Annotated in this window: 16 protein-coding genes; 5 read left to right on the forward strand and 11 right to left on the reverse strand. The window is 71.5% G+C overall.

Annotated features, from left to right (window positions below):
- Nucleotides 1-116: 116 nt before the first annotated feature.
- Nucleotides 117-911: an ABC transporter ATP-binding protein gene (locus APR04_RS23330; protein ID WP_253874951.1), complete on the forward strand. Its 795-nt coding sequence runs from the start codon at nucleotides 117-119 to the stop codon at nucleotides 909-911.
- Nucleotides 911-3,517, forward strand: a complete 2,607-nt coding sequence (locus APR04_RS23335) for an FtsX-like permease family protein (protein WP_253874953.1) — start codon at nucleotides 911-913, stop codon at nucleotides 3,515-3,517. The genes APR04_RS23330 and APR04_RS23335 overlap by 1 nt, the downstream gene beginning before the upstream one ends.
- Nucleotides 3,518-3,606: 89 nt before the next feature.
- On the opposite strand, the gene APR04_RS23340 is transcribed toward APR04_RS23335, so the two are convergent.
- From APR04_RS23340 to APR04_RS23390, 11 genes are all read right to left on the reverse strand, one after another.
- Nucleotides 3,607-4,857 (reverse strand): MFS transporter, encoded by a 1,251-nt coding sequence (locus tag APR04_RS23340; RefSeq protein WP_253874955.1) that lies wholly within the window; start codon nucleotides 4,855-4,857, stop codon nucleotides 3,607-3,609.
- 121 nt (nucleotides 4,858-4,978) lie between these two features.
- The gene (gene lgt / locus APR04_RS23345) at nucleotides 4,979-6,082 is read right to left on the reverse strand and encodes a prolipoprotein diacylglyceryl transferase (RefSeq protein WP_253874957.1); all 1,104 of its coding nucleotides are present in this window, start codon (nucleotides 6,080-6,082) and stop codon (nucleotides 4,979-4,981) included.
- A 131-nt stretch (nucleotides 6,083-6,213) separates the two neighbouring features.
- Nucleotides 6,214-7,755 carry a ribosome biogenesis GTPase Der gene (gene der, locus APR04_RS23350; protein ID WP_253874959.1) on the reverse strand — a complete coding sequence of 514 codons (1,542 nt, stop codon included), beginning with the start codon at nucleotides 7,753-7,755 and terminating at the stop codon, nucleotides 6,214-6,216.
- A gap of 119 nt (nucleotides 7,756-7,874) precedes the next feature.
- Entirely contained in the window at nucleotides 7,875-8,600 is a 726-nt protein-coding gene (gene cmk / locus APR04_RS23355) for a (d)CMP kinase (protein ID WP_253874961.1), read from the reverse strand.
- A gap of 86 nt (nucleotides 8,601-8,686) precedes the next feature.
- Entirely contained in the window at nucleotides 8,687-9,604 is a 918-nt protein-coding gene (locus APR04_RS23360) for a pseudouridine synthase (protein ID WP_253874963.1), read from the reverse strand.
- Nucleotides 9,605-9,690: 86 nt separating this feature from the next.
- Nucleotides 9,691-10,350: an SMC-Scp complex subunit ScpB gene (gene scpB, locus APR04_RS23365; RefSeq protein WP_253874965.1), complete on the reverse strand. Its 660-nt coding sequence runs from the start codon at nucleotides 10,348-10,350 to the stop codon at nucleotides 9,691-9,693.
- On the reverse strand, nucleotides 10,347-11,438 hold the full coding sequence (locus tag APR04_RS23370) for a segregation and condensation protein A (RefSeq protein WP_372496161.1): 1,092 nt from the start codon (nucleotides 11,436-11,438) through the stop codon (nucleotides 10,347-10,349). Before APR04_RS23370 ends, scpB begins: the two co-directional genes overlap by 4 nt.
- On the reverse strand, nucleotides 11,422-12,318 hold the full coding sequence (locus APR04_RS23375) for a ParA family protein (RefSeq protein ID WP_253875091.1): 897 nt from the start codon (nucleotides 12,316-12,318) through the stop codon (nucleotides 11,422-11,424). Before APR04_RS23375 ends, APR04_RS23370 begins: the two co-directional genes overlap by 17 nt.
- Nucleotides 12,319-12,492: 174 nt before the next feature.
- On the reverse strand, nucleotides 12,493-13,470 hold the full coding sequence (gene xerD, locus APR04_RS23380) for a site-specific tyrosine recombinase XerD (protein ID WP_372496162.1): 978 nt from the start codon (nucleotides 13,468-13,470) through the stop codon (nucleotides 12,493-12,495).
- Between the two features lie 122 nt (nucleotides 13,471-13,592).
- Nucleotides 13,593-14,444, reverse strand: a complete 852-nt coding sequence (locus APR04_RS23385) for an HpcH/HpaI aldolase/citrate lyase family protein (RefSeq protein WP_253875095.1) — start codon at nucleotides 14,442-14,444, stop codon at nucleotides 13,593-13,595.
- 188 nt (nucleotides 14,445-14,632) lie between these two features.
- Nucleotides 14,633-15,613, reverse strand: a complete 981-nt coding sequence (locus APR04_RS23390; RefSeq protein ID WP_372496163.1) for a heme o synthase — start codon at nucleotides 15,611-15,613, stop codon at nucleotides 14,633-14,635.
- Nucleotides 15,614-15,927: 314 nt separating this feature from the next.
- On the opposite strand from APR04_RS23390, the gene tkt reads away from it, so the two are divergent.
- From tkt to zwf, 3 genes are read left to right on the forward strand one after another with little or no spacing between them, the layout of a single operon-like run.
- Nucleotides 15,928-18,033 carry a transketolase gene (gene tkt / locus APR04_RS23395; RefSeq protein WP_253874967.1) on the forward strand — a complete coding sequence of 702 codons (2,106 nt, stop codon included), beginning with the start codon at nucleotides 15,928-15,930 and terminating at the stop codon, nucleotides 18,031-18,033.
- Between the two features lie 40 nt (nucleotides 18,034-18,073).
- Nucleotides 18,074-19,249, forward strand: a complete 1,176-nt coding sequence (gene tal / locus APR04_RS23400; RefSeq protein WP_253874975.1) for a transaldolase — start codon at nucleotides 18,074-18,076, stop codon at nucleotides 19,247-19,249.
- Entirely contained in the window at nucleotides 19,246-20,808 is a 1,563-nt protein-coding gene (zwf, locus tag APR04_RS23405) for a glucose-6-phosphate dehydrogenase (protein WP_253874977.1), read from the forward strand. Before tal ends, zwf begins: the two co-directional genes overlap by 4 nt.
- Nucleotides 20,809-20,890 lie beyond the last annotated feature (82 nt).

Genomic DNA, 20,890 nt, shown 5'->3' on the forward strand with positions numbered 1-20,890 from the left:
TGCCGGTAACGGCCGGTGTCCGTAACAGCCCCTACGACCTGGGTATGACGGCGGCGGTGCAGGACCAGCCCGGGGCAGGACGCGGTGCGGCACCGGTCGTCCGTAACGTCTGCGGTATGGATACCACCGTTTACGCGCCGGGGTCGTCGTCACCCGCTGTGCGCGCTCGTTCCCTGACGAAGACGTATGGCAAGGGTGAGGCCACCGTACGAGCGCTGGACGGTGTGGACGTCGACTTCGAGCAGGGCCGGTTCACGGCGATCATGGGCCCGTCCGGGTCCGGCAAGTCGACCCTGATGCACCTCCTCGCGGGCCTGGACTCCGCGACCAGCGGACAGGCCTTCCTCGGTTCCACCGAGATCACCGGCCTGAACGACAAGGCCCTGACCCGGTTGCGTCGCGACCGGGTCGGGTTCGTGTTCCAGCAGTTCAACCTGTTGCCGATGTTCACAGCCGAGCAGAACATCACCCTGCCCGTCGAGCTCGCCGGCGGCACCGCCGACAAGGCCTGGTTCGACACCCTGGTCGACACCCTCGGGCTCGCGGGCCGGCTGACGCACCGCCCCGGAGAGCTCTCCGGTGGGCAGCAGCAGCGTGTCGCGATCGCCCGCGCCCTGATCGCGCAGCCCGACGTCGTGTTCGCCGACGAACCCACGGGCAACCTCGACTCCCGCTCCGGGGCCGAGGTCCTGTCCTTCCTGCGCCGCTCGGTGCGTGAGCTGGGCCGCACGATCATCATGGTCACGCATGATCCGTCGGCCGCGGCGTACGCCGACCGTGCCGTCCTGATCGCCGACGGCCGCATCGCCGGCGACATCAGCGACCCCACCCCCGAGTCCGCCATGGCCGGCCTCGACGCCCTGCGCACCCTCGAGCCGTCCGTCGCCACCGCGCCCGGGACGGGTGTGTGATGGCCAGTTCCTTCCCCACCGCACGCCTCACCCTGGCGCAGATGCGCCGCAGCGTCGGGCGGCTCACCGCCGCCGGCGTCGCCATCCTGATCAGCACGGCGTTCGTCACCGTGACGCTGCTCGCCGGCAGCGTCATCCAGGGCACCACCCATGACATGATCGCGGCCCAGTACGCACAGGCCGACGCCGTCGTGTCCATCCCGGGGGACGACGGGGAGAGCACCTTCGCGGATGCCGACATCGAGGCCGTCGCCGCCGTCGACGGTGTCGAGGCGGTGCAGCCGCTCACCGCCTGGTACGGCGACCTGCGCAACGGCGGCAAGGGCGGCTACCAGCTGTTCACCCCCGTCCCCGAGGACCCGCGGCTCTCGCCGCTCGAGCTGACCGACGGCACCTGGCCCGCCGCCGACGAGGTGGCGCTGACGCCCGAGCTCGCCGAGCGCCTCGAGGTAGGCCTGGGTGACGAGGTGTCCGTCAAGCGGACCATCTACCCCGAGGGCTGGACGACCAGCCAGGCCGAGGACCGGGAAGCAGAGCTCGGCGAACCGGAGGAGATCACCGAGAGCCTGACCGTGACCGGCCTCGCCGACGACCCCTACGGCGCCTACACCACCTTCGGTGGAGCCGCCGCGGTCCCTGCTGCCGCGCTCCAGACCTGGAGCGCGGCCGAGGACTCCCAGGAACAGGTCACCGAGCTCCTCGTCGCGCTCGACGAACCGCTGAGCGGCACCACCGTCCCGGCCGCCCTCGATCAGGCGGTACAGGCTGCCACCAGCGGGGTCGAGGGCGTATCCGTCCAGACCACCGAGGCGGTCGCGGCCGCGAAGGCCGCTGAGAAGACCGGGGGCCAGGACCTCGTCTTCCTCGTGTTCGTCATGACGTTCGCCGCCATCGCGCTGCTCATCGCGGCCATGGTCATCACGAACACGTTCCAGGTGATCATCGCCCAGCGGACCCGCGCCCTCGCCCTGCTGCGCTGCATCGGCGCAGGGACCGGGCAGCTCTACCGCAGCGTCCTGCTGGAGGCCGCGATCCTCGGCGCCGTCGCCTCCGCGGTGGGCATCCTCACGGGTGCGCTGCTCGCCCAGGCCGCGCTGCTGGTGGCACCGAGCTTCGACCTCGGTGTGCCGATCCCGGCGACGATCGCGCTGACCTGGCAGTCGATAGTGCTACCGCTCGTCGTCGGCACGGTCGTGACCGTCCTGGCCGCGCTCGCCCCGGCTCGTTCGGCGACCCGCGTCGCGCCGCTGGCCGCGCTGCGGCCGTCCGACGCCCCGACGCTGCGCGCCCGGTCCGGGCGGACCCGCCTCGTCGTCTCGCTCCTCGCCCTCGTCGGCGGGTTCGCGCTGCTCGGCCTCGGCGTCTTCCTCGGGATGAACGACACGCCTCAGTTCGGCCTCCTCGCTGCCGTCGGCGGCGGTGCCGTCGCGTTCTTCGGTGTCGTGCTGAGCGCGGTGCTCTGGCTGCCCCGCGTCGCGGCCGGCCTGGGCGCCCTCGTCGGCCGCACCGGTCCGGCCTCCCGACTTGCGGTCGCCAACACGCTGCGCAACCCGCGCCGCACCGCCGCGACCTCCACCGCGCTGCTCATCGGCGTCACCCTCGTCACCATGATGTCCACCGGCGCCGCCAGCGCCCGCATGTCCGCGGACAACCTCCTCGACGAGACCTATCCCTACGACGTGAGCGTGTCGTCGTCCTCGCCCGAGTATGTCGAGGACCTCCGCGACGCCCTCGCCGGGACCGACGGTGTCGGGGCCACCGTCCTGGTGACCAACGGCTCGGTCACGCTCGACGGCGCGAAGGACACGAGCGTCGTGGGCACCGACCCCCAGGACCTCGCCGCCGTGGTGAACGTGCCCGAGGAGGCGAAACGTCTCACCGAGGGCTCGATCCTCCTGACCCAGGAGACGGCCGACACCATGTCCGTCGGTGCGGGCGACGAGGTCGCTCTCTCCGGTGGGAACGGCTCGGTCGACCTGGACGTCGTCATCACGGGTGCCGGCCCGCTCAACCGGGTCGTCACCACCACGGACCTGGACCGCGTGACCGACGAGGAGACGTGGACCGATATCTGGGCCAAGATCTCGGGCGCCGACGTCACGGCCGTGCTGGGCGACGTCCAGGACGCCGTCGCGCAGGTCGACGGCGAGGCCTTCGTCATGGGGCCGGCGGCCGAGGCCGCGCAGTTCGGCCAGGTCGTGGACGTCATCCTCGGCATCGTGGTGGGCCTGCTCGCCGTCGCCGTCGTGATCGCCCTGATCGGCGTGACCAACACGCTGTCCCTGTCGGTGATCGAGCGGACCCGGGAGTCGGCGACCCTGCGGGCCATCGGCCTGAGCAAGAAGCAGCTGCGCGGCATGCTTGCCGTCGAGGGCGTCCTCATCGCCGGCGTCGGCGCGATCCTCGGCATCGTGCTCGGACTGATCTTCGGCTGGGCCGGCGCCGCCACCGCACTGTCCCTCATGGGCGACGTCCGGTACGCCGTCCCGTGGACCGACATCGCAGTGGTCGTGGTCATCGCGCTCGTCGCCGGGCTCCTCGCCTCGGTGCTCCCGGCGCGGGCCGCTGCCCGCACCTCACCCGTGGCGGCGCTCGGGGTGGAGTGACGACCATCCGTCGCTGACGCGGCGCCCGTGCACTGCTGGCCGGTGCACGGGCGCCGCTGTCGTGCAGGGCTCGGCCCGCGCTGGTCGGGCTAAGCCGTGTCCGGGCCACCGCCAGGCCGTGGCAGCGCCGTCCGCGACGACAGCGCCACGAGCGTCATCGACAGCACGGCCGCCACCGCCCCGAAGCCGAACATCGCGCCGTAGGACCAGGTGCTGTGCAGCCACGCCAGCACCATCGGCGCGAAGAAGCCAAGATAGGTCAGCGAGTAGAAGACGGCGGTCAGACCGGCGAGCTGTCCAGGTCCCGCGATGCGCGCGACCTCGCTGAGCCCGGCCACGAGGCCGAGCCCGTACCCGATACCCAGCACCACGCCGGCGACCACACCGAGCGGCAGGGACGGCGTGACCGAGGCCCAGGCCGCCAGCCCCATCCCGAGCGCGACGATGCTCAGCGCCACGACCGACGCGCGGGCCGATGCCGGGGTGTCGATGCGCCGGGCCAGCACCTGGATGCCGATGCCGCACCCGAGCGAGAGCACGGTCAGGATGCCGGCGAAGGCGATCGGGAGGTCACCCGCGTGGTCGGAGAGCAGCGCGGGCAGCACCGCGTAGGCGCTGCCGCCACAGCCGAACACCCAGGGCGCGAGCGGCAGGACCACCCGCAGGAACCGCGGGTGCCGGACGGCGGTGATCCGCAGGTCGTCGCGCAGCCGCGCACGGTCGCCCCGGCGCAGCACCGGGTTGGTCTCCGGCACGCGCAGCAACCACGCGCCCGCGGCCAGGGCTCCGGCGGCGTGCAGGACGTACGACAGGTGCGTGGGCCACGGGCCGAACTGCGCGAGCATCGCCGCGAAACCCGCGCCGACCAGGAACCCGACGGTCAGCGAGAGCGAGCCGCGCCGCGGCCCGGCGCCCCGCTCGCCCGCCCGGGCGCTGAGCTCCGTGACCCAGGTGCTGCCGACGGCCATCGCCAGCCCGAGCGCGACCCCGCACAGCACGCGGCCGACGGCGAGCAGCAGCGGGCTCATCGGGTCGACGGCGAGCACCAGCGAACCGAGCGCCCCGATCGGCGCCGCGGGCAGCAGCAGCGGACGGCGGCCGTACCGGTCGGAGAGCGGACCACCCAGCAGCAGCGCCGGGACGATGCCGAAGACGTAGGCGGCCAGGAGGGCATCGACCGTCACGTCGCTCATGTTCCCCTGCTCGCGGTACATCACGAGCAGCGGTGTGAACTCGTTGCCGCCCCAGGCCACGGCCAGCAGGACGGCGGCGACCGGCCACCAGGCACGCCGTGCGGTCCGGTCGGGGGCAGGGGTGTCCCCCGGCGGCTGGTGTGGCATGACCACATCCTGCGTGGCGGTTGCCCGGGTGAACAAGCCGAGGGGCTGTGAGGGTGCGCACACGCACCTCCACAGCCCCCCGCACGACGACTCGGCTGACGAGCCGGCTGACGACTCGGGTCTACTTGCTGTCGGCCGAACCGGTCGAGGCTGCGCTCTCGGCGTCGGTACCCGTTTCGGCTTCGGTACCCGTTTCGGCTTCGGTCGGCACGTCGGCGTCGGTGCCCGCGTCTGCTTCGGTCGCCGTCCCGGCAGGCTTGCGGTCCGTGCCGTCGGTGGGCTTGGCGTCGGCAGGCTTGCCGTCGGTCGCCTCGGCGTCCTCGTCCACCGGCTCGCGCCCCGGCTGGTACACCGACGGCTCGGGCTCCGGGTGCCGTCGACCCTGCACCACGACGATCACGATGCCGAGCACGATCGCGGCCCCCGACGTCCAGATGTTCGCGGGGACGCCCAGCGGCGCATCGCTCGTCGGGTCGATGCGGATGGCCTCGAGCCAGCTGCGGCCGAGCCCGTACCAGATCAGGTAGAGGCCGAACATGCGGCCCCAGCGCAGCCCTGCTCCAGGCGTACCGCCGTCGGCCAGGATGGCTGCGTTCCGGCGGACCACGCGCCGCTCGATGGCGAGCAGCAGGGCGATCCCGATCAGGTTCCAGATCATCTCGTACAGGAACAGCGGGTGGAACAGCGTGCCGGGGTCCGCCCAGCTGGGGAACATCGGCGCGTCGGCCCGGATCTCCAGGCCCCAGGGCAACGTGGTCGGCAGGCCGAACAGCTCCTGGTTCACGTAGTTCCCCAGCCGCCCGATCGCTTGGGCGGCGAGCAGGCCGGGAGCGAGCGCGTCGGCGAACGAGCCGAACCGCAGGCCGGTCAGCCGGCAGCCGATCCAGACACCGACCGCCCCGCCGAGCAGGGAGCCGAACAGCGCGTTGCCGCCCTCCCAGATCCGCACCCAGGCCCACGGGTCGACGCCGGGGCCGGTGAAGTCACCGAGGTGGGTGAGCACGTGGTAGATCCGGGCGCCGACGATGCCGATCGGCACCGCCCACATCGCGATGTCGAGGGCGAGCCCTGGCTCGGCCCCCCGCGCGCGGAGGCGGCGATCTGTGATGTATGCGGCGGCGGCGATGCCGGCCAGCAGACACAGGGCGTAGGTGTGGATGGTGAGTGGGCCCACGCTGAACTGGGACCACACCGGGTCAGGGCTGGGGATACTGGCCGAAAGCACGACCCGAAGGTACCGCGATTTGCCCGCTCGAGGGGCATCCGGACCACGTGGTCGGTAAAAAGTCAGGTGATCGGCAGCCCGGGCTGCCGATCACCTGACGTTCTACCGACCGCACGTACCCTGGGCCGGCTCTAGCGCTTGCGCTTCTCCCGGACGCGCACCGAGATCTCGATGGGGGTGCCCTCGAAGCCGAACGTCTCGCGCAGACGGCGCTCGATGAACCGGCGGTAGCCGGCCTCGATGAAACCGGTGGCGAAGATGACGAACCGCGGCGGCCGGGTCGAGGCCTGCGTCGCGAACAGGATCCGCGACTGCTTGCCGCCGCGCAGCGGGTGCGGGTGCGCGGCCACGAGCTCACCGAGGAACGCGTTGAGCTTGCCCGTCGGGACACGCCGGTCCCAGGAGGCGAGCGACCGCTCGATCGCGGGGACCAGACGCTCGCTGTGCCAGCCGGTGCGCGCCGACAGGTTGACCCGCGGCGCCCAGGCGATCTGGACCAGCTCCTTCTCGATCTCGCGCTCGAGGAAGGGGCGACGGTCCTCGTCCATGAGGTCCCACTTGTTGTACGCGATGACGAGCGCCCGGCCGGCGTCCACGACCTGCTGGATCACCCGGATGTCCTGCTCGGTCAGCGGGTTCGACGCGTCCACGAGGACCACGCCGATCTCCGCCTTGTCGATGGCGGCGGCGGTGCGCAGCGACGCGTAGAAGTCGGCGCCCTTGGTCTGGTGCACCCGGCGGCGGATGCCGGCGGTGTCCACGAACCAGTACGGGATGCCGCGCAGCTCGATGAGCTCGTCGACCGGGTCGCGCGTGGTGCCGGCGACCTCGTCGACGACGACGCGCTCCGAGCCCGCGATCTTGTTCAGCAGCGAGGACTTGCCGACGTTCGGCCGACCGACGAGCGCCACCCTGCGGGGGCCGGCGGGCCGCAGCGCACCGTGCGCCGACGTGGTGGGCAGGGCCTTGACCGCGGCGTCGAGCAGGTCGCCCGTACCACGACCGTGCAGGGCGGAGACCGGGTGCGGCTCCCCAAGGCCCAGCGCCCACAGGTAGGTGGCGTCCGCCTCGCCCGAGGCGCCGTCCACCTTGTTGGCGCACAGCACCACCGGCTTGCCGGAGCGGCGCAGCAGCTCGACGACCCGCTCGTCGGTGGAGGTGGCACCCACTGCGGCGTCGACCACGAACACCACGGCGTCGGCGAGGGAGATCGCGACCTCTGCCTGCTCGGCCACCTTGGACTCGATGCCGGCGACGTCGACCTCCCAGCCGCCCGTGTCGACGAGCATGAACCGGTGGCCGGTCCACTCGGCCGGGTAGGACACACGGTCACGCGTCACGCCCGGCTTGTCGGCCACGACGGCCTCTCGACGGCCGAGGATCCGGTTGACCAGGGTCGACTTGCCGACGTTCGGCCGTCCGACGACGGCCAGCACGGGCAGCGCCGCCTCGGCCTCCGCCTGCTCGTCGCTCCACTCGGAGTCGAGCAGCACCTGGTCCGACTCGTCGAGCTCGAACTCCCTGAGGCCGACGCGCAGGGCACGCTCGCGCGCGACGTCGTCCTCGGTCTCGGCGAGGTCGGGTGCTACCGGGGCGGCAGCGTCCAGGGCAGCATCATCTCGGGCCGCGGCGTCCAGCGCAGCAGCCTCCGATGCAGAGGAGTCGTGGGTCATACCCCCATTGTCGCAGGCCTGGCACGCTGAGGTCGCCTCGTGGCCGTATGACCTGTGTCGCTCCTGCCTCGGCGGCGCCTCCGGCTCAGGCTCTGCCGGTTACCGCCCGAGCCTGCGGCTCAGGCGGACGGCGCCACCTCGCGCCCCGTCACCTGCGTGACGACGGCGAGGACGGCGTCGATCGTCTGCTCGAAGTCGAGGTCGCTGGAGTCGACGGTCGCCACGCCGTCGGCAGCGACCTGGAACTGCGTCACCTTCGCGTCGTCCCGGTCGCGGCGCAGCACCTGGTCCCGCGTGGCGTCCACGGCTTCCGTGTCGGCGGCGCCGTGCACCTCCAGCGACCGACGGCGCAGGCGTGCCTCCTCGGACGCGGTGAGCAGCACCCGGGCGTCGGCGTCGGGCGCCACGACAGTGGTGATGTCGCGGCCCTCGGCCACGATCCCCCGGCCGCCCGAGTGCACTGCCTGCACCGGGCTGGACTCCTGCTCGATGATCTCGCGCTGGAGCCGCTTGAGCTCGGACCGGACCTCGAGGTTGGACGCCACCTTCGACACCGCGGCGGTGACCTCGGTCGAGCGGATCGTCACGGCGATGTCCCTGCCGTCCAGCTCGACGCCCGGCGCGGCCGGGTCGAGGCCCATGACCAGCGGCATCGCCCGGACGGCTGTCGCGACCGACACGGCGTCGTCCAGGTCCGCCGTCTGCATGCTCCACACGGTGGCTGCCCGGTACATGGCGCCCGTGTCGAGGTAGGCCAGGCCGAGCCGCGCGGCGACCGCCTTCGACACGCTCGACTTGCCGGACCCGGACGGCCCGTCGATGGCGACTACAACAGGACTGGTCACAGATTTGCTCGCTTCTCGTTGAGTGCTGGATATCTGCCGGTCAGAGTGCCTACCAGGGGCGGATACCCAGCACTCAGCGATCGAGGTTACAGGTCTACCGCACCCATGAGGGTGCCCAGCTCCGTGCGACCCAGCACGCGGGTACGACCCGACTTCAGGTCGCCCAGCGGGATCGGTCCGATCCGGGTACGCACGAGGCGCGTCACCGGGTGCCCGACCGCTTCGAACATCCGGCGCACGATCCTGTTGCGGCCCTCGTGCAGCACGACCTCCAGCATCGCGAAGCCGTCGATCTGCTGGACCACGTGCACCGCGTCCATCTTCACGATGCCGTCGTCGAGCTCGACGCCCTTCAGGAGCTGCTTGCCGACGCGCGGGAAGATCTCGCCCTCGACGGTCACCAGGTACGTCTTGGCGATCTCGTACTTGGGGTGGGACAGGCGGTTGGCGAGCTCGCCGTCGTTCGTCAGGAGCAGCAGACCCTCGCTGTCGGCGTCGAGCCTGCCCACGTGGAAGAGGCGCTCCTCACGGTTCTTGATGAGGTCCGCGACGGTCGGGCGCCCCTTGGGGTCGTCCATGGTCGAGACGACGCCCAGCGGCTTGTTCAGCGCGATGGTCACCTTCGCCTGGTCCAGCTGGATCCGCAGCCCGTCCACGTGCACGACGGCGGTGTCCGGGTCGATCCGCACCCCGAGCTCCGTGACGACCTGGCCGTCGACCTCGACGTGCCCCTTGGCGATCAGCTCCTCGCTCGCCCGGCGGGATCCCAGCCCTGCCTGAGCGAGCACCTTCTGCAGCCGCACGCCGCCCTCGACGTGGACGTCGCGGCCCTGCTCGGCGGGCTGCGCCGGCTTGCGGCGTGGCGCGTTGGCCTGGGCGCGGCTCTTGGCCGAGCTACCGCCCCGGAAGTTCTTGGCGCCCTGCTTGCCGGAATGGTCGGGTCGGCGCGGCTGCTGGCCACCACTGGATTCGCGGCGGCTCCCGCCGCGGCGTTCGTTGCTCATGATTCATCTCTCGGTGAGTCGGGTAAGGCGCTGCGGACCTGCCTGCTGGTCCGGGTTCGGACCCGCTGCTCGGGCCCGGGACAGGACTACGAGTCCAGCCCGTCGAGGCCCTCGATCATGTCGAGGTCCGGCAGGTGCGGCGCCAGCGGAGGCAGCTCGTCGAGCGACGAGAAGTCCATCCGCTCCAAGAAGTATCCCGTGGTTCCGAACAGGACCGCACCCGAGCTCGGGTCCTGGCCGATCTCGGCGATCAGCCCGCGGGTCAGCAACGTCCGCACGACGCCGTCGACGTTCACCCCGCGCACCGCGCTGACCTGGCCACGCGTCACCGGCTGACGGTAGGCGACCACCGCGAGCGTCTCCAGCGCGGCCTGGCTCAGCTTCGACGACTGCCCGTCCAGCACGAAGCGCCCCACCGGGTCCGCGTGCGCCGCCGACGAGTAGATGCGCCACCCGTCCATGGTCCGGCGCAGCTCGAAGCCGCGCGGCCGGGACCCGAGATGGCCGGCGTACTCGTCGGACAGCTCGTGCAGGATGTCGTCGGTCTCGTCCTGGGTGAGGTTCAGGGAGGCGGCGATGCGGTCCGCGCCGATCGGGGCGTCGGCCACCATGAGCACCGCCTCGACCGCAGCGTGCGCACCACCAGGAAGCGTGTGCACGTCGACGAAGGCCGGCTCGTCCTGCCTCGACCCCCCGGCCGGGGCGGCCACCCGCAGGGCCTCGGGGGCCTGTTCTTCGACGGTCATGCTGTCGCCTCCGTTCCGGGCTCCGTGGTCTCTGCTCGCTCCTGCGGGGCTCGCTCCTGCGGGCCGCCCGGCTCGGGCGGCACCGCGAGGTCGCCCTCGTCGAACTCGCTGGGCCCGGCCCCGGGATCGAGATACTTCTCACCGTCGTCCGGCCCTGCGGTCCACCGCACGGTCAGCTCGCCCAGCGGGCTGACCTGCTCGAAGCTGACCAGGGAGTCACGGAACAGCTCCAGGAGCGCCAGGAACCTGGCGACGGCGACGAGCCGTTCGGACCCTGCCGTCAGCGACCGGAACGTCACCGACTGCTCCACGCGCAGACGCCGCACGATGACGCCCGCCTCCTCGCGCACGCTCACCGCGGAGCCGTGCAGGTGGGCCAGGCCCACCACGGGCGGCAGCTTGGGGGCGAGCACCCGGGCGGCCAGCTCTGCGAGCCGCTCCCCCGTCGTGTCCCAGACCAGCTCCGGCAGGATCGCCGCGAGGTGCGGCTCGAGCGGCGCCAGGCGCGGCACGCGGCGTCCGGCCGACGCCAGCTCCTCCGCGATGACCTTCGAGACCTCCTTGTACGCCCGGTACTGCAGGAGCCGGGCGAACAGCAGGTCGCGGGCCTCGAGCAGCTCGAGGTCCTCGCCGTCCTCGACGACGACGCCAGGCAGCAGCCGGGCGGCCTTGAGGTCGAGCAGAGTCGCGGCGATCACGAGGAACTCGCTGGCCACACCGAGGTCCCAGGACGCGTGCTCCTCGCCGCGTGCGGCGGCCGCGCGAGAGGCCCGCTCCGCCTCACGGATGTGCGCGACGAACTCGTCGGTCACCACCGCCAGCGCCACCTCGGTGACGTCCATCTTGTGCTTCGCGATCAGCGACAGCAGCAGGTCGAACGGTCCCTCGAAGTTGTGCAGGTGGACCTGGAAGGTCCGGGAGGCGCGGCGCTCGTCGGCGGGCGGCTCGTCCGCCGTCGGCTGCGGGCCGGGCTCCGACGCGTCAGGCTCTGTCGTCTGCTGCCTGAGGCTGCGGCTCTGCTCCGTCCGGGAGCCTCGTTCCTCGACTCCCACACTCCGCGCCACCTCCGCCTCAGGCAGCGTCGCCACGGGCCACGAGCTCGCGGGCGAGCTGACGGTACGCGGCCGCGCCCGGGTGTGCCGGCGCGTAGTCGGTGATCGGCTCGGCGGCGACCGTGGCGTCGGGGAACTTCACCGTGCGCCCGATGATCGAGTGGAGCAGCGTGTCGCCGAAGGCCTCGTAGACGCGCGCCACGACCTCGCGGGAGTGGAGGGTGCGCGAGTCGTACATGGTGGGGAGGATACCGTCGATCTCCAGGGCCGGGTTGAGCCGGTCCCGCACCTTCTCGATGGTCTCCACCAGCAGCGCGACGCCGCGCAGCGCGAAGAACTCGCACTCCAGCGGGATCAGCACCCCGTGCGCAGCGGTCAGGGCGTTCACCGTGAGCAGGCCGAGGCTCGGCTGGCAGTCGATGAGGATCACGTCGTAGTCGTCGAGCACCGGGCGCAGCGCACGGGCCAGCACGGACTCGCGGGCGACCTCGCCAACGAGCTGCACCTCCGCGGCGGACAAATCGATGTTCGCGGGGAGCACGTCGAGGTTCTCGATCCCCGACGAGATGATCACGTCGTGGATGTCCACGCCCCGCTCCATGAGCAGGTTGTAGACGGTGAGGTCGAGCTCGTGCGGGTTCACCCCGATGCCGACCGACGCCGCACCCTGCGGGTCGAAGTCCACCAGGAGCACCTTGCGGCCGTACTCCGCCAGGCAGGCGCCGAGGTTGATCGTGGTGGTGGTCTTGCCGACCCCGCCCTTCTGGTTGCACATCGCGATGATGCGGGCCGGGCCGTGGCTCGTCAGCGGCGCAGGCTCCGGCAGCTCCGGCATGGCGCGCCCGACGACGTCGCGCACGACCTCCGAGTCCGTGGGTGCGCCGACGACCGCCTTGCCGAGAAGAATGTCGGTCATCGTGCTCGCTCCCTCCTGGCTGGGTGCCTCGCTCACGACCGCCACGCTATACCAGGGTGTGGGCACCGCCGGGGTCGCGGCCTCGGCGTGGCGTCCTTCGGCCGTCCGGCCGGCGGACCCGTCCGCGGCTCGTCCACGGCCCGTCCGCAGCCCGTCCGCGCGCAGCGACCCCGGCTACCGCGCTCGCGGGTGGGCCGCGGCGTAGACCTCGCGCAGCGCGTCCGGCGTGACCATCGTGTAGATCTGCGTGGTCGTGACCGACGCGTGCCCCAGCAGCTCCTGGACGACGCGCACGTCCGCCCCGCCGGACAGGAGGTGGGTCGCGAAGGAGTGCCGCAGGGTGTGCGGCGAGACGTGCTCCTTGAGGCCCGCGCGTGCCGCGGCGGCCTGCAGGGCGGCCCAGGCGGTCTGCCGGGACATGCGCGCGCCGCGGGTGTTGAGGAACAGCGCGGGCGTGCCGCGCCCCGAGGCGACCAGCGCCGGACGTGCCCTGACCAGGTAGGCCTCGAGGGCGTCGCGCGCGAACGAGCCCACTGGTACCGCCCGCTCCCTCGAACCCTTGCCGAACAGCCGCACGGCGGTGCTGTCGCTCACCCCGTCGACGTCCAGCCCGACGATCTCGGAGATCCGCGCACCGGTGGCGTACAGCAGCTCGAGCAGCGCCCGGTCGCGCAGCGGCAGCGGACCCTCGCCGGCACCGGCGGCGTCCAGCAGGGCGCAGACGTCGTCGACGGACAGCGCGTGCGGCAGGCGCCGCAGCTGGGTGGGTGCCCGCACCTCCGCCGACGGGTCGTCCACGGCGAGCCCCTCGGCCTGCGCGAACCGGTGCCAGCCCCGCACGGCGGCCAGGGCACGTGCGGTGGACGACGGCGACAGCGGGCGCCCGCCGTCGGACCCCTGGCGCACTCCCTCGACGAAACCCGTGACGTCGGACTCCGTGACCCCGGACAGGCAGGGCCGGCCGGCCGCCGCGAGGTACCCCGCGTACCGCACGAGGTCGCGGCGGTACGCGGCGACGGTGTTGGCCGACAGGCCGCGCTCCACGCTCAGGTGCGCGAGATAGTCCCGCAGGGCACGGTCGAGCCGCGGGCTGACGACAGGGCCGGACGCGGGCTCACGGAAGGACTGCGGGTGCGCGGGGGCGGTGGACACCGCCCCATCATGCCGAGCGTGGCCCGCCTGGACGGGCGGGCCACGCCGGGCGACCGCTACGCGCGGTAGATCACCTGGTCAGGACGGGTTGATACCGGCTGAGCCGGAGCGGAACCGCAGGTTCAGGCGGGGTTGATACCGAACAGCTCCGCGCGCGAGCGGATCACCTGCGCGCGGGCGAGGCGCGGCTTGTCGCTGCCGTCGCGGACGACGGAGCCCGCCGCCTCGAACTCGGCGAAGAAGTCGACGGCCCAGGCCACGTCGGACGAGGTCGGCGCGAAGGACTCGTTGATGACCGCCGACTGCTCGAAGTCGAGGCAGAGCTTGCCGGTCATGCCGAGGTTGACGGCGTCGGCGGACTGCTCGCGCAGCAGGGCGTGCGACGAGCCCACCGTCGGGCCGTCGACGGGACCGGGCAGGCCACCGATGCGGCTCGCGACGACGAGCCGCGTGCGCGGGTACGCCATCGCCATGGGCTCGTTCGCGGTGCCGGTGTCACGACGGTAGTCGCCGGACCCGAACGCGAGGCGGAACGCGCCGCGGGCCCTGGCGATGTTCACCGCCTCCTCGATGCCGAGGGCCGACTCGACGAGCGGGATCACCGGCACGTCGCCGCCGAGGCGCTGCGCGGTGTCGATGACGTCGTCGGCGCTCTCCGTCTTGGCGAGCATGACGCCGTTGAGCCCCTTGACGCCCCGCAGGTGCGCGACGTCGTCGGCCCAGGAGGAAGCCTGGCGGTCGTTGATCCGGACCCAGGCGCTGCCACCGTTCTTGATCCACCGGATGACGTTCTCGCGCGCCTCGTCCTTCAACGACTCGTCGATGGCGTCCTCGCAGTCGAGGATCACCTGGTCCGCCCGGGAGAGCTGAGCCTTGTCGAAGAGCTCGGTCCGCATCGCGGACAGCAGGAGCCAGGCACGCGCGTAGTCGGGAGCCACGCGGGACTTCTCGCGGGCCGCCCGACGTGGAGCCAGGTCACCCTCCGGGACGACGGCGGACGCCGTCGGCAGGCCCGCTGCGTAGCGTCCGGACTGGTCGGCGGGTTCGGTGGTTCGGTCGGCTGGGGTCTCGGTCACGCTCTCAGCCTAGGCCGAGACCTCCGGACCGGCCGAATCATGACCGCACGGATACCCGGGTCAGAGCTAGGTCAGAGCTACTAGGGTCAGAACGGGAGGAAGACGTCAACGGCTACCGCCACGAAGAGCAGCGACAGGTACGTGATCGACGCGTGGAACACCTTCATGGCGCCCAGCTTGCCCTTGGCGCTGCCCTGCGCCCGGCGCAGCATGGCGACCGTGGACCAGAGGAACCACGCGCCCAGCGCGGCGGCCACCGCCGTGTACACCCACGACATCCCGGCCAGCGGCGTCAGGAGCAGCGAGCAGGCGATCATCGCGAGCGTGTAGCCGACCATCTCGGCGGCCACGCGCTTGTCGTCGCTGACCACCGGCAGCATCGGGACCTTGGCGTTGGCGTAGTCCTGCTTGAACTTGATCGACAACGGCCAGTAGTGCGGCGGCGTCCAGAAGAAGATGACACCGAACAGCGCGAGCGCTGCCCAGCTCAGCCCGCCCGTCACGGCGGCCCAGCCGATGAACACCGGGAAGCAGCCCGCGATACCGCCCCACACGATGTTCTGCGGGGTGCGGCGCTTGAGGATCATCGTGTAGCCGACGACGTAGATGGCGATAGCCGCGAGCGCGAGCCACATCGTCGCCCAGTTCACGACCAGCGCGAACCACGCCAGCGACAGCAGGCCGAGGATCGAGGCGAACACCAGGCCGGCGGCCGGGGTGATCTCCCCCGTCGCCATCGGACGCTTCTTGGTCCGGTTCATGACCTTGTCGATGTCGCGGTCCCACCACATGTTGAACGCGTTGGCGCTGCCGGCGGCACCCGCCCCGCCGATCAGGGTGGCGAGGATCAGCCAGAAGCTCGGCAGACCGTCGGCCGCGAGGATCATGGTGGGCACGGTCGTGATGAGCAGCAGCTCGATGATGCGGGGCTTGGTCAGTGCGACGTAGGCGCCGGCCCGGCGCAGGAACCAGCCACCGGGGCGCTGTCCGTCGTCGGCGACGGCATCCTGGGGGCTGGAGTTCTGGGGACGCGCGGTCTGGCCGGTCGTCGAGTGGCTCGTTCTCACGCGCGTCGCAGTTCCGTTCGGGAGTCTCTGAGGTCAGCGAAGCACCTGGTAGGTCCTCATACCGGTCAGGCGCGTGCTCATCGTACGTCGCGGCATGACTCGGGTGCACACCGCATTCCCACCACCGCATGTGAGATTTGTCCTGAGCCGGTCGGCCGGACACAGCGTGGACAGCCCTGCGCGGCGGATGATGCGCGCGTATAGGGTTGTTCACGCCATCGAACGAAGAGCGGCCGGCATCCCGCCGTCGCCGCACGCACGCTGCGCGGCTCTCCGGCCCGTCCGGGGGCCGACGGCGGAGAGAAAGAGGACTCGTGAACGCTTTCGACCCCGTGCTGAAGCCCCTGGAGTGGTCGGAGCTCGACGAGCGAGCTGTCAAGGCCATCAAGGCACTGGCTGCGGACGCCGTCGAGAAGGTGGGCAACGGACATCCCGGAACCGCGATCTCGCTCGCGCCGGCCGCGTACCTCCTCTTCCAGAAGGCCATGCGCCACGACCCGTCCGACCCTGAGTGGCTGGGCCGCGACCGGTTCGTGCTGAGCGCCGGCCACTCGTCGCTGACCATCTACCTGCAGCTCTTCCTCGCCGGCTACGGCCTCGAGATGGACGACATCGCGGCTCTGCGGACCTGGGGCTCCAAGACCCCCGGCCACCCGGAGTACCGCCACACCACCGGCGTCGAGATCACGACCGGCCCGCTGGGCCAGGGTCTGGCCTCCGCCGTCGGCATGGCGATGGCCTCCCGCCGCGAGCGCGGTCTGCTCGACCCCGCCGCCGCCCCTGGCGAGTCGCCGTTCGACCACCACGTGTACGTCATCGCGTCCGACGGCGACCTGCAGGAGGGCGTGACCTCTGAGGCCTCGTCGCTCGCAGGCCACCAGCAGCTCGGCAACCTGATCCTGATCTGGGACGACAACAAGATCTCGATCGAGGACGACACCAACATCGCGTTCACCGAGGACGTGCTGAAGCGCTACGAGGCCTACGGCTGGCACACCCAGCGCGTGGACTGGACCTCGGGCGGCGACGGCTACGCGGAGGACAAGGAACTGCTGGCCGCGGCGCTCGACGCCGCGAAGGCGGAGACCGGCAAGCCGTCGATCATCGCGCTGCGCACGATCATCGGCTGGCCGGCACCCACCAAGCAGAACACGGGTGGCATCCACGGTTCGGCCATGGGCGCCGACGAGGTCAAGGGCATGAAGTCCGCCCTCGGCCTCGACCCCGAGGCGACGTTCGCGATCGACCCCGAGGTGCTGTCCTACACGCGTTCCGTCGCGCAGCGCCAGGCCACCCAGCGCCAGGCCTGGGAGTCCGCCTTCGCGGCCTGGTCCGAGAAGAACCCGCAGAACGCGGCGCTGCTCGCGCGGCTGCGCGCCCACGAGCTGCCCGAGGGCTGGACCGGCTCCCTGCCGGAGTTCGAGGCGAGCGAGAAGGGCGTGGCGACCCGTGCGGCGTCGGGCAAGGTGCTGAACGCCCTCGCGGACGTGCTGCCCGAGCTGTGGGGCGGTTCGGCCGACCTGGCCGGCTCCAACAACACCACGATGGACGGCGTGCCGTCGTTCGTGCCGACCGAGCACGCGACCAAGAAGTTCCCTGGCGACCCGTACGGCCGCACGCTGCACTTCGGCATCCGTGAGCACGGCATGGGCTCGATCCTCAACGGCATCGTGCTGCACGGCCTGACCCGTCCCTACGGTGGGACGTTCCTGCAGTTCGCCGACTACATGCGTGCCTCGGTCCGCCTGGCGTCGCTGATGGGCATCCCGACGACGTTCGTCTGGACGCACGACTCGATCGGGCTCGGCGAGGACGGCCCGACCCACCAGCCGGTGGAGCACCTCGCGTCGCTGCGCGCCATCCCGAACCTTGACGTCGTGCGCCCGGCGGACGCGAACGAGACCGCCTGGGCGTGGCGCGGCATCCTCGAGAACCGCGACAACCCGGCCGGCCTCGTGCTGACCCGCCAGAACGTGCCCACCTACCCGCGCGGCACCGACGGCTTCGCCGCCGCCGAGGGCACGCTCAAGGGTGGCTACACCCTCCTGGACACCGAGGGCACGCCCGACGTCGTCCTCGTGGGCACCGGCTCAGAGGTGCAGCTCGCCGTCGAGGCGCGTGAGCTTCTCGCCGCCGACGGCGTGCGGGCCCGCGTGGTCTCCATGCCCTCGCTCGAGTGGTTCAACAAGCAGGACGGCGCCTACCGCGAGTCGGTCATCCCGTCCGGTGTGAAGGCACGCGTCTCGGTCGAGGCGGGCGTGGCGCAGGGCTGGCGCGAGGTGGTCGGCGACGCCGGCCGCATCGTCTCGCTCGAGCACTACGGCGCGTCGGCCGACTACAAGACGCTCTACGCCGAGTACGGCATCACGGCCGAGGCGGTCGCCCAGGCCGCCAAGGAGTCGATCGAAGCGGCGTCCTGAAGCCGCTGAAGAAGCACACGGACACGAGAGGAAGGGCATGATGACCGACAGCACGAACGTCAGCACAGGCGAGAACGTCAGTCCCACCCAGCGGCTGTCCGAGGCGGGTGTCGCCATCTGGCTGGACGACCTGTCCCGCGAGCGCCTGCGCACCGGCAACCTCGCCGAGCTCATCAGCACCAGGAACGTCGTCGGGGTCACGACCAACCCGACGATCTTCGCCGCCGCGCTCGCCCAGGGTGACGCGTACGACGGCACGCTGGCCGAGCTGGCCGGGCCGCCGAACCGCGGGGACGTCGAGGCAGCGGTGGAGCGCATCACCACGGACGACGTCCGCGACGCCGCAGACCTGCTGCGGCCCGTCTACGACTCCACCGCCGCCGTGGACGGCCGCGTGTCCATCGAGGTGGACCCGCGACTGGCCCGCGACACGGCGGCCACGAAGGCCACGACGGTCCGTCTCTGGGAGACGGTCGACCGGCCGAACGTGATGATCAAGATCCCCGCCACCGTCGAGGGTCTGCCCGCGATCACGTCCACGCTCGCGAAGGGCATCAGCGTGAACGTGACGCTGATCTTCTCGCTCTCGCGCTACCGGGAGGTGATGGATGCCTTCCTGACCGGTCTGGAGCAGGCAAAGGAGGTCGGCCACGACCTGTCCGTGATCGGCTCGGTGGCGTCGTTCTTCGTGTCCCGCGTGGACGCGGAGGTCGACAAGCGCCTCAAGGCGGTCGGGACGGACGAGGCGCTCGCGCTGCGTGGCCAGGCCGCCATCGCGAACGCCCGGCTGGCCTACGCGGCCTATGAAGACGTCTTCTCGGCTGACAGCACAGAGCGGTGGGCGGCGCTCCAGGCCGCCGGTGCCCAGCCGCAGCGCCCGCTGTGGGCATCGACCGGTGTGAAGGACCCGAGCTACCGCGACACGATGTACGTGGACGAGCTCGTGGTGGCCGGCGTGGTCAACACGATGCCCGAGAAGACGCTCGAGGCGTTCGCCGACCACGGCATCGTGCTCGCCGACACCGTGACCGGTTCCGGTGAGCAGGCCGCGGCTGTCATCGCGGCCGTCGAGGCGCAGGGCATCTCCATGGACGAGGTCACGGCACAGCTGGAGGACGAGGGCGTGACGAAGTTCGAGGTCAGCTGGGACGAGCTCCTGACGACCACCAAGACAGGGCTCGACGGCGCCGGAGCAGCAGGGGCCGGCGCCCGGTGAGGCCGGCCAAGATCGCGCAGGGGGTCAACCCCCTGCGCGACCCTCTGGACCTGCGCCTGCCGCGCATCGCGGGGCCGAGCGGCCTGGTGATCTTCGGCGTGACGGGTGACCTGTCGCGCAAGAAGCTCATGCCGGCGGTCTACGACCTCGCCAACCGCGGTCTGCTCCCGCCGGGCTTCGCCCTGACGGGCTTCGCCCGGCGCGAGTGGGCCGACCAGGACTTCGCGCAGGTGGTGCACGACGCCGTGAAGGAGTACGCCCGTACTCCCTTCCGGGAGGCGACGTGGCGCCAGCTCGCCGAGGGCATCCGGTTCGTGCAGGGCTCGTTCGACGACGACGACGCGTTCGAGCGTCTCCGCGAGACCGTCGAGACGCTCGACAAGGAGCGCGGCACGGGCGGCAACCACGCGTTCTACCTGTCGGTCCCGCCGTCGGCGTTCCCCGTGGTGTGCCGGCAGCTCGCCGAGCACGGGCTGTCGCGCCCGGACGACGACGCGGACGGCGACGGCGTGGACGCGTGGCGCCGGGTGGTCATCGAGAAGCCGTTCGGGCACGACCTCGCCAGCGCCAAGGAGCTCGACGCCGTGGTGTCGGAGGTCTTCGAGCCGGAGTCGGTCTTCCGGATCGACCACTACCTGGGCAAGGAGACCGTCCAGAACCTGCTGGCGCTGCGCTTCGCGAACACGATGTTCGAGCCCATCTGGAACTCGAACTACGTGGACCACGTGCAGATCACGATGGCCGAGGACATCGGCATCGGCGGCCGTGCCGGGTACTACGACGGGATCGGCGCCGCGCGCGACGTCATCCAGAACCACCTGATCCAGCTCCTGGCGCTGGTCGCCATGGAGGAGCCCGTCAACTTCGACGCCGCCGAGCTGCGGGCGGAGAAGATCAAGGTGCTCTCGTCGGTCCGCCTGCCGGACGACCTCGGCAAGCACACGGCCCGCGGGCAGTACGAGGCCGGCTGGCAGGGTGGTGCGGAGGTGCCCGGCTTCCTCGACGAGGACGGCATCGCGAAGGACTCGGCGACGGAGACGTTCGCAGCGGTCCGGGTCGACGTCGACAACCGCCGCTGGGCGGGCGTGCCGTTCTACCTGCGCCACGGCAAGCGCCTGGGCCGCCGGGTGACCGAGGTGGCCGTGGTGTTCAAGAAGGCACCGCACCTGCCGTTCGAGTCGTCCCTGACGTCAGAGCTCGGCAGCAACGCCCTGGTCATCCGGGTGCAGCCCGACGAGGGCGTCACCATGCGGTTCGGCGCCAAGGTGCCTGGCACAGCCATGCAGGTGCGCGACGTGACCATGGACTTCGGGTACGGGCACTCGTTCACCGAGTCGTCCCCCGAGGCCTACGAGCGCCTCATCCTCGACGTGCTGCTCGGCGACCCGCCGCTGTTCCCGACGCGTGAGGAGGTCGAGCTCTCCTGGAAGATCCTCGACCCGATCACCTCCTTCTGGGCCCGCAAGGGCAAGCCTGAGCCGTACGCGTCGGGCACCTGGGGTCCGCCGTCGGCCGACGCCATGATGGAGCGCGACGGCAGGACCTGGAGGCGGCCCTGATGACCCGGTTGGTGACAGGACGCCCCATCGAGAAGGTGAGCACGGCCCCATGACGCGGTTGCCGACACTGAGGCCACATCGA

Source organism: Promicromonospora umidemergens (genome assembly GCF_024171995.1).
Taxonomy (GTDB): domain Bacteria; phylum Actinomycetota; class Actinomycetes; order Actinomycetales; family Cellulomonadaceae; genus Promicromonospora; species Promicromonospora umidemergens.

Coding starts and splice junctions, on each gene's coding strand:
- APR04_RS23335 (WP_253874953.1), top strand. CDS start 911: ATGGCCAGTTCCTTCCCCACCGCACGCCTCACCCTGGCGCAGATGCGC.
- tal (WP_253874975.1), top strand. CDS start 18,074: ATGACCGACAGCACGAACGTCAGCACAGGCGAGAACGTCAGTCCCACC.
- APR04_RS23375 (WP_253875091.1), bottom strand. CDS start 12,318: ATGACCGACATTCTTCTCGGCAAGGCGGTCGTCGGCGCACCCACGGAC.
- der (WP_253874959.1), bottom strand. CDS start 7,755: ATGACCCACGACTCCTCTGCATCGGAGGCTGCTGCGCTGGACGCCGCG.
- APR04_RS23360 (WP_253874963.1), bottom strand. CDS start 9,604: ATGAGCAACGAACGCCGCGGCGGGAGCCGCCGCGAATCCAGTGGTGGC.
- APR04_RS23340 (WP_253874955.1), bottom strand. CDS start 4,857: ATGCCACACCAGCCGCCGGGGGACACCCCTGCCCCCGACCGGACCGCA.
- APR04_RS23330 (WP_253874951.1), top strand. CDS start 117: ATGGATACCACCGTTTACGCGCCGGGGTCGTCGTCACCCGCTGTGCGC.
- scpB (WP_253874965.1), bottom strand. CDS start 10,350: ATGACCGTCGAAGAACAGGCCCCCGAGGCCCTGCGGGTGGCCGCCCCG.